At 71.9% G+C, this 11,506-nt stretch carries 11 protein-coding genes and 1 riboswitch; of the genes, 3 read left to right on the top strand and 8 right to left on the bottom strand.

Going from position 1 to position 11,506, the window contains the following annotated elements:
• The first annotated feature begins 63 nt into the window (after positions 1-63).
• Entirely contained in the window at positions 64-300 is a 237-nt protein-coding gene (locus IEY17_RS10880) for a hypothetical protein (RefSeq protein ID WP_188987215.1), read from the top strand.
• Positions 301-339: 39 nt separating this feature from the next.
• Here IEY17_RS10880 and IEY17_RS10875 read toward each other — a convergent pair whose 3' ends face one another.
• Complete coding sequence (locus tag IEY17_RS10875) at positions 340-1,200, bottom strand: LuxR C-terminal-related transcriptional regulator (RefSeq protein ID WP_229680027.1); 861 nt, start codon at positions 1,198-1,200, stop codon at positions 340-342.
• 185 nt (positions 1,201-1,385) lie between these two features.
• Positions 1,386-1,742, bottom strand: a complete 357-nt coding sequence (locus IEY17_RS10870) for a MerR family transcriptional regulator (protein ID WP_188987214.1) — start codon at positions 1,740-1,742, stop codon at positions 1,386-1,388.
• A 242-nt stretch (positions 1,743-1,984) separates the two neighbouring features.
• On the opposite strand from IEY17_RS10870, the gene IEY17_RS10865 reads away from it, so the two are divergent.
• The gene (locus IEY17_RS10865; RefSeq protein ID WP_188987213.1) at positions 1,985-2,443 is read left to right on the top strand and encodes an Hsp20/alpha crystallin family protein; all 459 of its coding nucleotides are present in this window, start codon (positions 1,985-1,987) and stop codon (positions 2,441-2,443) included.
• Positions 2,444-2,546: 103 nt separating this feature from the next.
• On the opposite strand, the gene IEY17_RS10860 is transcribed toward IEY17_RS10865, so the two are convergent.
• From IEY17_RS10860 to IEY17_RS10835, 6 genes are all read right to left on the bottom strand, one after another.
• Complete coding sequence (locus IEY17_RS10860) at positions 2,547-3,485, bottom strand: DnaJ C-terminal domain-containing protein (RefSeq protein WP_188987212.1); 939 nt, start codon at positions 3,483-3,485, stop codon at positions 2,547-2,549.
• 101 nt (positions 3,486-3,586) lie between these two features.
• Positions 3,587-5,872 (bottom strand): 5-methyltetrahydropteroyltriglutamate--homocysteine S-methyltransferase, encoded by a 2,286-nt coding sequence (gene metE / locus IEY17_RS10855; RefSeq protein WP_188987211.1) that lies wholly within the window; start codon positions 5,870-5,872, stop codon positions 3,587-3,589.
• A gap of 129 nt (positions 5,873-6,001) precedes the next feature.
• Positions 6,002-6,248: riboswitch (cobalamin riboswitch) on the bottom strand.
• A 111-nt stretch (positions 6,249-6,359) separates the two neighbouring features.
• Positions 6,360-6,713 (bottom strand): universal stress protein, encoded by a 354-nt coding sequence (locus IEY17_RS10850; protein ID WP_188987210.1) that lies wholly within the window; start codon positions 6,711-6,713, stop codon positions 6,360-6,362.
• Positions 6,714-6,728: 15 nt separating this feature from the next.
• Positions 6,729-8,153 carry a sugar porter family MFS transporter gene (locus tag IEY17_RS10845; RefSeq protein ID WP_188987209.1) on the bottom strand — a complete coding sequence of 475 codons (1,425 nt, stop codon included), beginning with the start codon at positions 8,151-8,153 and terminating at the stop codon, positions 6,729-6,731.
• Between the two features lie 75 nt (positions 8,154-8,228).
• Positions 8,229-9,248 carry a Gfo/Idh/MocA family protein gene (locus IEY17_RS10840; RefSeq protein ID WP_188987208.1) on the bottom strand — a complete coding sequence of 340 codons (1,020 nt, stop codon included), beginning with the start codon at positions 9,246-9,248 and terminating at the stop codon, positions 8,229-8,231.
• 363 nt (positions 9,249-9,611) lie between these two features.
• Entirely contained in the window at positions 9,612-10,367 is a 756-nt protein-coding gene (locus IEY17_RS10835) for a GntR family transcriptional regulator (protein WP_188987332.1), read from the bottom strand.
• Positions 10,368-10,528: 161 nt separating this feature from the next.
• Here IEY17_RS10835 and iolC point away from each other — a divergent pair, with 161 nt between their 5' ends.
• Positions 10,529-11,485 carry a 5-dehydro-2-deoxygluconokinase gene (gene iolC / locus IEY17_RS10830; protein WP_188987207.1) on the top strand — a complete coding sequence of 319 codons (957 nt, stop codon included), beginning with the start codon at positions 10,529-10,531 and terminating at the stop codon, positions 11,483-11,485.
• The last annotated feature ends 21 nt before the right edge of the window (positions 11,486-11,506 follow it).

The raw sequence follows: 11,506 nt of genomic DNA, 5'->3' as shown, positions 1-11,506 counted from the left end.
TGGTGACCGCTCGTCCGCCGGCGGTGCCGGGGGACTGATGCAAGGGCGAGGACGGTGGTGCGGATGACCGTGAAGTCGGGGCGGCCGGTCGGGCGCGGCGGGTCGGCGCCGGACCAATCGGGGTCCGAAGCGGGCTCCTCGCTCACCGGCGTGCTGGCGGCCACTGTCCTGGACGAGATCTACCGCAGGCTTGACGAGACCTACGCGTCCCTGGGGATCACGCGGTGGAACCAGCCACCGGCGGTGGCGTTGTGGCACGCGCGGTGCCTCGACCGGCAACCGCCCGAACCGCGGCGGTGACCCGGCTCGCCGGGCTGCCGGTTCCGCGTGGTGGAGCCGTCAGGGCAGCAGGCCGCAGCGGCGGGCCGCCACGACCGCCTCGTGCCGCGTGTGGACGTCGAGCTTGCGCATCGCGCTGCGCAGGTACGCCTTCACCGTCTCTGGGCGCAGCGACAGGCGCTGCGCGGTTTCGGCGTTGCTGCACCCCAGGGCCACCTGGGCGAGCACGTCCAGTTCGCGGCGGGCCAGCTGCGGCCCACGCCGCGTCGCCGTGCTCGTGAGGGTGGCCAGCCGCTGGCACGCGTCGTGCAGCCGCTCGCGTAACGCCGGGTCCTTGAGATCCTGGGCGATGGCGCGGAACTCGGCGTGCAGCTCCCGCACCTCCTCGATGGCCGCCCGGTCCGTCGGGCGCGGGCCGTCGACCTCCGCCGCACGAAGCAGCTGCAGCCGCCGGTCGACCTCGTCGCGGACGGCGAGCTCACCGGCCAGCTCCCGGGTGACGTCGGCGACGACATCGATCACCCTGTCGCCGAGCGGGGCGAGACCGCGCGCGGCGCCGTAGAGCACACCTCGGACCGCGCCGCGCACCGTCACCGGTGCCGCCACCACCGAGCTGAGCCCCTCGGCGAGCACCACCGCGTCGTAGTCGTGGCTGATCGTCGCCGCCGACGCGTAGTCGCGCACGCCCACCGGGCGGCGCCGGGTCATGACCTGGCCACCGAGTCCTGTCGAGGCCAGGACGCGCAGTCCCTTCAACCCGGTCGTGCGCACCCCCTGGAACTCGGAGAGCAGCAACGAGTCCGCGTCCGCCTGGCCGCCGAACGACACCGGGACCCCGGTCCGCTGCCGCACCAGCCGAACGGCGTGGCGGAACGCATCCCGGTCGTCTGGGCGCAACAACGCGTCGCCAGTGGCTCGCACGACCCCTCCTACCCCTTCCGGGGGTATTGGCGGACTGTGTGGCGCGGAGCATAACCCCGGGCGCAGCCGTGGCAAAGAAGCGCACACGGGCCCCAGGGTCAGGCGAATCTGGAGGACAGCGGACCTCGGTGTCCCACCTGGCTGATCGCGCTCGTTCGGCGGTAGGTCTGGCCGGGCGGTTGCATTCAGCGGGAGCGTCGGCGCGCACCGCCTTCTTTCAGGGCCTTCTCGAGTTCGGCGATGCGCGCCCGGGCGGCGTGCAACTCGCGTTCGAGCTCGACGATGCGGCACGTGGCGGTGAGCACCGTGAGCCCGTCGTCGAGCAGTTCCCGCACCCGCGCGGCGAGGGTCAGCTCAGTGCGGCTGTAGCGGCGGTGCCCGCCGGTGGAACGCTTGGGCGCGAGCAGCCCGGCGGCCTCGAGGCTGCGCAGGAAGTCGGGCGTGACGCCGAGCATCTCGGCCGCCCGGCCCATGGTGTAGGCGGGGTAGTCGACGTCGTCGAACGCGTCGGGCACGCGATGGCTGTTCACGGGACCGGGCATTGCGTCGCGTCCTCCGGTGGGCAGCGGGCCTGACTGGTGCTCACCAATATCTTGGATCCGTTGAACGAGATTTTCAAAGGCCACCGCGGTGGAAATCTTGGATTACCGGTCGCAGAATGAAGGTGTCACCGACCGAGCAATCCTCGTCCGAGGAGGTGAGGTCGAGGCGACGAGGTGTCCGGCCGGGCGGCCGAGCACCCGACCGGACCGCAGGAATTCTCGTTCCATGAGGAGGAGTGAGAATGGTGCTGCAGTTCGACCCGTTCCGTGACTTCAGCCGGTTGGCCAACGAGGTGTTGAGCGCGACGCGAGCACCGCAGGCGATGCCGATGGACGTCTACCGGCTCGGCGACCACTACGTGATCGAGTTCGACCTGCCCGGGGTGGACCCGGACTCGCTGGAGGTGACCACCGAGAACAACACGCTGACGGTGCGCGCCGAGCGGAAGACCCCGGCGCGGGGCAGCGAGCAGCGCGAGCCGAGCTACCTTGCCGCCGAACGGCCCCGGGGCACGTTCAGCAGGCAGCTGATGATGGGCGAGGGCGTCGACATGAGCGGCATCGCCGCCGACTACAAGGACGGCGTGCTGACGGTGACGGTGCCGGTGGCCGAGGAGGCGAAGCCACGCCGGATCGAGGTCGGCCGCGGTGGCGGCGAACCCAAGGTGATCGAGGGCTCCACCGAGCAGGCAGGCAGCTGATCGGTGCGAGCAGCGGCGGGGGCCGTCCCGACGGGGCCGGCCCCCGCTGGTTCGCGACGGTGGCCAAGCGGCTGTGCCGCTCGTTGCGGGTCCGCGCGAGCGCTCAGGAGCGGCGCAGTCGGCGTTCGAGGTCGTCACGCGGCCGCTCCGCCGCGGTGCTGGCCGCGTAGTCGCGCAACGCGCGCCGGGCGTCGCGGTGCAGATGACGCGGGACGGCGATCTCGACGGTCACCAGCAGGTCGCCCTGGCGACCGTCGAAGGCCCGGATCCCCGCACCGGGCACCCGGAACGCCGTGCCGCTGCACGTGCCGGGCGGGATCACCAGCTCGGCGCGGTCGACCAGCGTGGGCACCGAGATCGACGCGCCCAACACCGCTTCCGGGAAGGTGATCGGCACGGTGACGGTCAGGTCGTTGTCGCGACGGCCGAACACCGGGTGCGGCTCGACGTGCACGATTACGTGGAGGTCACCGGGTGGACCGCCGTGGCGGCCCGGCGCGCCGCGCCCCGCCAGGCGGATCCGCTGCCCCGGGTCGACCCCCGGCGGGACGCGCAGCACGACGTCCTCCGGCTCGCGCCCCGGAGCCGGCACCCGCAGCGGTGCCGCACCGCCCAGCGCGGCGGTCTCGAAAGCCAGGTGCAGGTCGACCTCCAGATCGGCGCCGCGTCGCGGGCGCAGCCCGGACGGCCGGTACACCCGTCCGAACACGTCGCCAAGCAGGTCGTCGACGTCGAAGACGTTGCGGCGCAGGCGCGGCCCCGGACCGAAGAAGTCGCCCAGGTCGAAGCCGCCCGCCCCGGGTGCCCCGGCGGAACCGCTCGCGGCCTGCCGCCGGGCCCGGTCGTACTGGCGCCGCCGCACCGGATCGGACAGCACCTCGTAGGCCGCGCGGACCGCCTTGAAGCGGCGTTCCGCCGCGACGTCCCCGGGGTTGGCGTCGGGGTGGTGCTCGCGTGCCAGCCGCCGGTAGGCACGCCTGACCTCCTGAGGCGAGGCGTCGGGGGACAGCCCCAGGTCCGCGTAGAAGTCGTGGTCGGCCATCGGGCACCCCTCCTCCCGGCACCCGGAAGCGGAGGGCTCAATCCCCGTTATACAGCGAGAACCGGGCCCGCGGGCGGTGCCGCTGCCCGCGGGCCCGCGGGTCACGCCAGCGACGCCCGCACCTGCGCGGCCGCGCGTACCAGGTTTTCCAGGGCTGCCTCGACTTCCGGGTAGCCGCGGGTCTTCAGCCCGCAGTCGGGGTTGACCCACAACCGCTCCGCGGGCACGGCCGCCAGCGCCGCGCGCAGCAGCGAGGCGATCTCGTCGACCTCCGGCACCCGCGGGGAGTGGATGTCGTACACGCCGGGCCCCACGCCGCGGGCGAAGCCGACGGCGGCGAGGTCGCCGAGCACCTCCATCCGGGACCGGGCCGCCTCGATGCTGGTGACGTCGGCGTCCAGGGCCGCGATCGCCTCGATCACGTCGCCGAACTCCGAGTAGCACAGGTGCGTGTGGATCTGCGTGGAATCGGCCACGCCCGAGGTCGCCAGCCGGAACGCGTTGACCGCCCACTCCAGGTACCGGCGGTGCTCCGCGGCGCGCAGCGGCAGCAGCTCCCGCAGCGCGGGCTCGTCGACCTGCACCACGCGGATGCCCGCCGCCTCCAGGTCGCGGACCTCGTCGCGGATGGCCAGCGCGATCTGCGCGGCGGTGTCGGCCAGGGGCTGGTCGTCGCGCACGAACGACCACGCCAGGATGGTGACCGGACCGGTGAGCATGCCCTTGACCGGCTTCGTGGTGAGCCGCTGGGCGTGGGTGGCCCACTCGACGGTGATCGGCTCGGGACGGGAGACGTCACCGTAGAGGATCGGCGGTCGCACGCACCGGGACCCGTACGACTGCACCCAGCCGTGGTCGGTGCAGGCGAACCCGCCGAGGTGCTCGGCGAAGTACTGCACCATGTCGTTGCGTTCGGGCTCGCCGTGCACCAGCACGTCGAGGCCGAGTTCCTCCTGCCGCCGCACCACGTGCTCGATCTCGTCGCGCATCCGCTGCCGGTAGGTGGCGCGGTCGATGCGGCCCCGGCGCAGCGCGGCGCGCGCCCGGCGCACCTCGCTGGTCTGCGGGAAGGAACCGATGGTGGTCGTCGGCAGTGGTGGCAACCGCAGGGACTCCTGGGCCACCCGCCTCGTCGCGTAGTCCGCGCGCCGGAAATGCTGGGGCCGCAACGACTTCAGCCGCGCCTGCACGCGGTGGTCGCGCACCAGGTCGGCTTCGGCACGGTCGGCGGCGATGGCGCGCGCGGCGGCCAGGTCGTCGGCCACCGCGTCCCGGCCCTCCCGCAGTGCCCGGCCCAGGACGACGACCTCGCGGACCTTCTGAACGGCGAAGGCCAGCCACGACTTCACTCGCGGGTCGATGCCCGCCTCCGCCTCGACGTCGTAGGGCACGTGCAGCAGCGAGCACGACGTGCTGACGGCGACCGAACCGGCCAGGCCGAGCAGGGTCGCCGCGGTCGACAGGGCGTCGTCGAGGTCGGTGCGCCACACGTTGCGCCCGTCCACCAGCCCCGCGACGAGGGTCTTGTCCTGAAGCCCGGGCAGGCCCGGCAGCCGGTCCACCTGGGACCGCCCGGCGACCAGGTCGACGGCGATCGCCTCGACGGGGGTGACCGCCAGCACGTCCAGGGCCTCGCCGAGGTCGCCGAAGTAGCCCGCCACCAGCAAATCCGGCCGCCGTGCCAGGCCGCCGAGCCGGTGGTAGGCGCGGCGCAGGGCGTCCAGTTCGGCGGGGGAGCGGTCCGCGGCGAACGCCGGTTCGTCCAGCTGCACCCACTCGGCCCCGGCCGAGTGGAGCTCGCCGAGGAGTTCGGCGTAGGCGTCGAGGAGCTCGTCCAGCTTGTCCAGCGGGCGGAACGAATCCGGGCTGCCCGCGGCGGGTTTGGCCAGCAGCAGGAAGGTCAGCGGGCCGACCAGCACCGGGCGCGCGGGCACCCCGGCCGCGGCGGCCTCCCGGTACTGCTCGATCGGGATCCGGTCGGCCACCCGGAACCGGGTGTCCGGCGCGATTTCCGGGACCAGGTAGTGGTAGTTGGTGTCGAACCACTTCGTCATCTCCAGCGGCGCGGCGGAGTCCGCACCGCGCGCCATGGCGAAGTAGGTGTCCAGCGGGCCCAGCCCGAGGGCCGCGTGGCGCTCCGGGACCGCGCCGAAGGTGACCGCGGTGTCCAGCACGTGGTCGTAGAACGAGAACGTGCCGCTGGGTACCGAGTCCAGGCCGGCGTCCCGCAGCGCCCGCCAGGTGTCCGCGCGCAGCTCGCGCGCGACCTCCCGCAGGTGCGCCTCGTCACAGCGCCCGGACCAGTAGTCCTCCAGCGCCCGCTTGAGTTCCCGGTTCGGTCCGATCCTGGGATACCCGAGCACGGTCGATCCGATGGTTGCTGTCAACGCCCTCTCCTCGCGAGCTCGACGACTGCTGCGCCGAGGTCTGCGCAAAAGGCGCGCGACCGACGGGCCCGCCATGGGCCCCTCGTCCGCCAGGTCCTCCCGCGAGACCTCGGACCAGCGCGCACCACCCGGGTGCGCGCACCGGTGGCAGGTCTTCGGACTCGCGGGCACTTCCCGGCACTGCGCCGGGTGTTCCTACTGGCCGTCGCTTCCCAGGCGCCGACGCGCCCAGTGCTGTCCCGGTCTCGCGACCGGTGACGGCGTTCGTTCCCGCTCACCGCTGCGGGGCAGTCCCGGATTCGCACCGGGTTCCCTCTTGCCCCGCCCGCCCCGGAACGCGTCCCGGGGCGGGCGGACCACCAGCAACCGCGAGGTTACCGCCTGGTGACGGCCGGCGGGACCGCGCGGTCGGCGTGCCAAGCCCGCGGCCTCGGGAACCAGCAGGTTCCCGAGGCCGTGAGATCGCACACGTCCGCTCATCAGTGGGCTAACCAGCCGCCTTGACCGCCAGGACCGGGACCTCGGCGTTGAGCAGCAGCCGCTGCGCGATGCTGCCGAGCACGAGCTTGCCCACCGGGGATCGCCGCTTCATGCCGATGACCAGCAGGCCCACCTCCGGGTGCTCGTCGAGCAGGTCCAGCACGTGGTCGGCGACTTCCACCCCGGGGCGGCGCTCCACCACCTGCACGTCGACGTGCTGCGGGAGGTCGTCGGCGGGGATCGGGTCGAGCCGGAGGTTGGCCACCAGCAGGTCCGTGCGGCGCAGCGCGGCCTCGGCCGCCGCGGTCCGCAGTGCGGTGCTGCCTTCCTCGGAATCGGTGACCGCGACGAGAACAGCCATGTCAGTTCCTCCTTGTCACGCCGCGCGGTACCTGGCGCGGGCCTCGTCCTCGAATTCCTCGAGGGTCTTGCCGCGGGTCTCGGGGACCGCGGTGGCCGTGAAGGCGATGCCGAGCAGGCCGATCGCGGCGAAGATGAAGAACGTCGGTGCGATGCCCAGCGCCGCGACGGTCGGAGGGAAGCCGAAGGCGACCCCGGCGTTGGCCGTCCAGAGCACGAACACGCACAGCCCCATCGCGAAGCTGCGGATCTTCAGCGGGAACATCTCGGACAGCAGCAGCCACACCAGCGGGCCGAGGGTGCCCTGCATGGAGAACACGAACGCCACGACGAAGACGAGGATGATGTAGGGCTTGGCGCTGCTGTCCGGCAGGAACATCGCCGAGGCGCCGACCAGCACGTGGAAGATGCTGATGAGCGCGAAGCCGCCGATGAGCATGGCGCGGCGGTTGATCTTGTTGATGAGCATGATGCCGACCGTGATGCCCAGGACGCTGAACAGGCCGTTGGCGGTGTTGGCGATGATCGCGCCGTTGCTGGAGAACCCGGCGGTCTGCAGCAGCTGCGTGCCGTAGTACATGATCGAGTTGATGCCGGTGAGCTGCTGGAAGATGCCCAGCACGGCCCCGATGATGACCAGTCGCCGGATCCACGGCACGGCGAGGTCGGACCAGCCGCCGGTGTGTGCCTGCCGGTCCTCCTCGGCGAGCGCGCGGACCTCGGCCATCTCGGCCTCCGCGCGCTCGGGGGAGCGCAGCTGTTTGAGCACGGTCAGCGCCTCGGCGTCGCGGTCCTGGGCGGCCAGCCAGCGCGGGCTTTCGGGGACGCGGAGCATGCCGAGGAGCAGGGCGATCGCCGGGAGGACGGCCACGACGAGCATGGAGCGCCACACCCCGGGGTGTTCGCCCCACACGTTGATGATGATCGCGTTGACGACGAACGCCGCGAACTGACCGGAGACGATCATGACCTCGTTACGGGTCACGACGCTGCCGCGCCGTTCCACCGGGGCCACCTCGGCGAGATAGACGGGGACGGTGGTGGAGGCGCCGCCGACGGCCAGGCCGAGGATGAACCGGAACAGGGCGAGCACCGGCCACGTCGGTGACAGGGCACAGCCGATGGTGCCGACGATGAACACGCCCGACAGCAGCAGGATGTTGTGCCGCCGTCCGTAGCGGTCGGAGAGCCGCCCGCCGATGGCCGCGCCGATCGCGGCGCCGAAGACCAGGATGCTGACCACGAAGCCCTCGGTGACGGCGGTCAGTCCGAGGTCGGCCTTCATCGGGTCCACCGCGCCGTTGATGACGCCGGTGTCGTAGCCGAACAGCAGACCACCGAAGGTCGCCACGAAGGCGACCATGCCCAGCCGTCGGCTGTGCGGGCCCGGGGTGTTGGCGGGTAGCGGGGTATGTGTGGGTGTCGTTCCGGTGGCGCTCATGGGAAAACCTCCGCCGTTGGAGTTTTCGAAGCTGGGGAAGGAAAATCGAGCTGCACTGCAGCGTCGGGTGTGGCGTCAGGCGTAGAAGTCGGGGCGGTCCACCAGCTCCACTTCGGTGCGCTGTCCGCTGGCCTGCGCCTGCACGCCCGCTTCGCAGGCCGCCGCCGCGGCGTAGCCGTCCCAGGCGCTCGCGGCAGCGCGGTCCACCTCGCCGCGGCGGGCGGCGTCGGCCCAGCGCTGCACCTCCCGGTCGAACGCGGCGCCGAAGCGGTCGCGGAAGTCGGCGGTGATCGCCCCGCCCCACTGACCGCCGCGGTGCAGGACGGGTCCGCGGTCGCCGCCGATGAGCGCGGTGCCCCGCTCACCCACGGCCTCGCAGCGCACCTGGTAGCCGAATCCGCAGTTGACGAAGATTTCCACGTCCACCAGCACGCCACCGGTCGTCTCGATGCTCACCACCTGCGGGTCCACCAGGCCCTCGGCGGCCAGCGCGGTGGAGCGCCCCGCGCGCACCGACACGGCGGTGAGTTCCTGGCCGAGCAGCCAGCGGGTGGCGTCGAACTCGTGCACCACCGAATCGAAGATCATCATCTGGCTGGTGAACCCGGGCGGGGCGGTGGGGTTGCGGTGCGCGCAGTGCAGCAGCAGCGGCCGCCCCAGCTCACCGGTGTCCAGCAGCCGCTTGAGCTCCGCGTACTCCGCGTCGAACCGGCGCATGAACCCCACCTGCACCAGGCGCCTGCCGCGGGCCTCCTCGGCCTCCAGGACCCGCAGCGAGGACTTCGGGTCCGGTGTCAGCGGTTTCTCACACAGCACCGGCACGCCGCGCTCGATGGCCGCCAGCAGCAGCGGTTCGTGCACCACTCCGGGAGAAGCGATCACCACGGCGTCCACATCGGATGCCGCGATGACCTCGAACGGGTCCTGCTGCGCTCGCGCGCCCGCGGTGTCGGCCACCTGCTGCGCCCGGTCCAGGTCCGGGTCGGCCACCGCGACGAGCCGGGCTCCGCTGATCCGCTCGTGGATCCGCAGCGCGTGGTCCGCGCCCATCTTCCCGGCGCCGACGAGACCGACGCGAAGATCCTGATTCGTCATGGGAAAAACCTCCTGTGCCGCGCACGGCATGTGTGGTGGTCAGCGGGCGACGCCGGCATGGTGCGATCGGCGGCGGCGCGCGACGGGGCGCGCCGGACCGGGTGCCGGTGTGAGTGGCGTGGGCCACGCGTCGCTGCTCGGCAGCCGGTAGTTTTCACCGCAGTGACGACCCTGTCAAGGATTAGTCCTGACATATTTACGTACGGATCTAGGTATGCCGGGTGGGCCCAGGAAGGCATACCGCATTCGCGAGCGGGTGCGCACTGGGCGTGACCGCACGCTGGCGTCAGGCAGGCGGCGGCGAACAGGCGACTGAGGTTCCGCCTGCGGGGAATGATCCGTGACCCTGGCGGCGACCGCAGGTCAGGTGTCGCCGCGGAGGGAGAGGTCGAAGGAGTAGCGCGAGGCGCGGTAGACGTGGGAGCCGTACTCGACGACCTTGCCCGCCTGGTCGTAGGTGGTGCGCTGCATGGTCAGCAGCGGCGCCCCGACCGGCTCGTCGAGCAGTTCGGCGTCGGCTTCGGTGGCCACCCGGGCGCCGATGGTCTGGTGCGCGGCGTGCATGCGCACCCCGGCGGCGCGCAGCAGCTGGTAGAGGCCGCGTTCCTCGAGTAGTTCGTCGGTCGGCTCGATCAGGCCCGCGGGCAGGAAGTTCTGCATGCGGGCGATCGGTTCGCCGCGGGCTGAGCGCACGCGTTCCAGGTGCAGCACCTGGTCCTGCTCGGAGATGCCGAGGATGTGCGCGATCTCCGGGGACGGTGTGATCACCTCGTTGGTCAGCACCTTCGTGGTGGGCTGCTGGTCGATCCGCGTCAGGTCGTCGAACAGGCTGCTCAGCTCCAGCGGGCGCTTGACCCGGTTGAACACGACCTGGGTCCCCGCGCCGCGCTTGCGCACCACCAGTCCCTTGTCCACCAGGGAGCCGATCGCCTGGCGGATCGTGGGACGGGACAGGCCCAGGCGGGCGGCCAGTTCGACCTCGTTGTCCAGCCGGGCGCCGACCGGCAGCGCGCCGGAGTCGATCGCTTCCTCGATCTGGCTGGCCACCTGGTAGTACAGCGGGACCGGGCTGCTGTGGTCCACGGTGATCTGCGTGGCGGGGTCCCAGGCGGGTTCCACGGATCGGCGGTTCGTCGAGGTCACGCGCCTACGGTAGCAAGACAACCCGACCTACTTAAGTAAGTATGTACGGACAAACTCTTGACACGGTTGAGGCGGGCCGAGTAGACAGAGAGGGACGACGCGCCCCGCCATCCCGTTTTCCACCGGAGGTCCCTGGAATGAGCAGCCCGTTCGACGTCATCACGATGGGCCGGATCGGGGTTGACATCTACCCGCTGCAAACCGGTGTGCCGCTGCCGCAGGTCGAGACCTTCGGCAAGTACCTCGGCGGCACCGCGACCAACGTCGCCGTCGCCGCCGCCCGGCTCGGCCACCGCAGCGCCGTGATCAGCCGCACCGGCGCCGACCCGTTCGGCGAGTACATCCACCAGGCGCTCAAGGGCTTCGACGTCGACGACCGCTGGGTGACCCCGGTCGCGCAGTACCCCACGCCCGTCACCTTCTGCGAGGTCTTCCCGCCCGACGACTTCCCGCTGTACTTCTACCGGCAGCCCAAGGCACCGGACCTGGAGATCCACGCCGACGAACTCGACCACGACGCCATCGGCAACGCACGCATCTTCTGGATGACCGGCACCGGCCTGGCCGAGGAACCCAGCCGCTCGGCCACGCTGGCGGCGCTGCGGTCCCGCGCCAAGCGCGGCACCACCGTGTTCGACCTCGACTGGCGGCCCATGTTCTGGCCCGACCACGAACAGGCCACGCACTGGTACCAGCAGGCCCTGCCGCACGTCACCGTGGCGGTCGGCAACCTCGACGAGGTCGAGCGCGCCGTCGGCAGCCGCGACCCGCAGGAGGCGGCCGACCGGCTGCTCGCCGCGGGTGTCGAACTCGCCGTGGTCAAGCAGGGTCCGAAGGGGGTGCTGGCCCGCACCCGCGACACCGAGGTCGTCGCACCGCCGGTGCCGGTCGAGGTGGTCAACGGGCTCGGCGCCGGCGACGCCTTCGGCGGGGCGCTGTGCCACGGCCTGCTCTCCGGCTGGGAGCTGGAGCGCACGATGCGCTTCGCCAACGCCGCGGGCGCGCTGGTGGCCTCCCGCCTCGCCTGCTCGTCGGCGATGCCCTACGAGCACGAGGTCGACGACCTGTTGTCCCAGCAGGCGCAGCGCGCCTGAGCGTCCAGGAAAGCGAGAACC

Origin of the sequence: Saccharopolyspora thermophila, from assembly GCF_014646075.1 — a bacterium.
Taxonomy (GTDB): Bacteria; Actinomycetota; Actinomycetes; order Mycobacteriales; family Pseudonocardiaceae; genus Saccharopolyspora; species Saccharopolyspora thermophila.
This window is presented reverse-complemented; position numbering and strand designations above follow the sequence as displayed.

Coding starts and splice junctions, on each gene's coding strand:
- IEY17_RS10880 (WP_188987215.1), top strand. CDS start 64: ATGACCGTGAAGTCGGGGCGGCCGGTCGGGCGCGGCGGGTCGGCGCCG.
- IEY17_RS10870 (WP_188987214.1), bottom strand. CDS start 1,742: ATGCCCGGTCCCGTGAACAGCCATCGCGTGCCCGACGCGTTCGACGAC.
- IEY17_RS10865 (WP_188987213.1), top strand. CDS start 1,985: ATGGTGCTGCAGTTCGACCCGTTCCGTGACTTCAGCCGGTTGGCCAAC.
- IEY17_RS10860 (WP_188987212.1), bottom strand. CDS start 3,485: ATGGCCGACCACGACTTCTACGCGGACCTGGGGCTGTCCCCCGACGCC.
- IEY17_RS10850 (WP_188987210.1), bottom strand. CDS start 6,713: ATGGCTGTTCTCGTCGCGGTCACCGATTCCGAGGAAGGCAGCACCGCA.
- IEY17_RS10845 (WP_188987209.1), bottom strand. CDS start 8,153: ATGAGCGCCACCGGAACGACACCCACACATACCCCGCTACCCGCCAAC.
- IEY17_RS10840 (WP_188987208.1), bottom strand. CDS start 9,248: ATGACGAATCAGGATCTTCGCGTCGGTCTCGTCGGCGCCGGGAAGATG.
- iolC (WP_188987207.1), top strand. CDS start 10,529: ATGAGCAGCCCGTTCGACGTCATCACGATGGGCCGGATCGGGGTTGAC.